General features: G+C 51.3%; 1 protein-coding gene. It reads left to right on the forward strand.

What is annotated here, in order from left to right; translation table 11 throughout:
• Positions 1–1,352: Eco57I restriction-modification methylase domain-containing protein (locus tag C5B91_RS22180; protein ID WP_233547854.1), on the forward strand; the 1,352-nt coding region annotated here is incomplete at both ends.

Raw genomic sequence — 1,352 nt, forward strand, 5'->3', positions numbered from 1 at the left:
TTCTTCGACAAGCTTCTCAGCCCGGAAGATGGAAATAATGGCGAACCGGTAGGATTCCTCCGGCGGTACAAAATCTCGCTGCGGGAGTCGAACCCGAGCGAACAGGAACTTGTCGTTGATCCCGAGTTCATTGGTCGCATTTTCGAGATGTTCATGCAGGAGGCTGAGCCAGAGGAGAAAGGCACGTTCTACACACCGAAGCCGATCACGGAGTACATGGCGAAGAACGCGCTGAAACAGTACCTTCTGGAGGATTTCGACGATTACGAGGAAACTGTGATTGACTTAGTCGGGAGCCACACTCCACCGACTGAGCTCGAAACTGAGACGGTCCAAGACATGCGTGATAAAATCACGAGCGTCCAAGTTGTTGACCCTGCTGTCGGGAGTGGTGCGTTCATCATCGCCATGAGCGAGGAATTAGTGGCGATTGCAGAAGCACTCACTGACGGGCTTGACGATGACATCAACCGGTTCGAGTTGAAGAAACAATTCATCCGGGACTCACTGTACGGTGTGGACATCGACAGCGGGGGGATTGAGCTCTGTAAGTTCCGTGTGTGGTTGTACCTCATTCAGGACCTGCACATCTCAATTGATGATTTCCTCGAACAGAACGACAAGTTCGCACTTCCGAACCTCGGGCTGAAATTCTTCGTTGGGAACAGCCTTGTTGGTGACTACGAGCCTACCGAGTTGCGTGATACGCTTCGCGGCGGCGACTACCAAGGAAGTCTCTCAGGGAATTATGACAGCGAAGGTCTCATTGAGAAGATCGCTACTCTACGGCAGGATTACGTGAATGCACACAGCGAAGAGAAACAGGAGGTCTACACCGAACTCAAACGCCTGACTGATGAGTTGGATAATAAGATCAGTTGGGAGTCGTCAGAACACTGGATGACCGAGCCCGTTGATGAACTCGGCAACTCAGAACCGTTCAAGTGGAGCATCAACGTGCCGGAAGTCATCTTGGAAGGCGGCTTCGATATCGTCATCGGGAACCCTCCGTACAAAGGTGGAACAAACCCGGATTATGTGACTGCACTTAGTGACTTCTATGAGAAACGGCGGGAGGAGTATGTGAAACCGGTTCGGAAGATGGTGTATGACCGGTATCAGAAATTCATTTACCGAGGAGAAGAACTCGTCCGGGATGGCGGTGTCTTCACCTATATCGTCAATTCAACGTTCCGCACGATTGCCACGAAAACCTCGACCCGGAACCTACTTCAGTCGAACCACTTGCAGGAAATACTCCTCACTAACATCGACACATTCGACGCTGCTGTGAACGCAGCTATCTTCTCACTCCGCCACGCCGATGCACATGATCAGAATTATCAAATGAG

Source organism: Haloferax sp. Atlit-10N (genome assembly GCF_003586325.1).
Taxonomy (GTDB): Archaea; Halobacteriota; Halobacteria; order Halobacteriales; family Haloferacaceae; genus Haloferax; species Haloferax prahovense.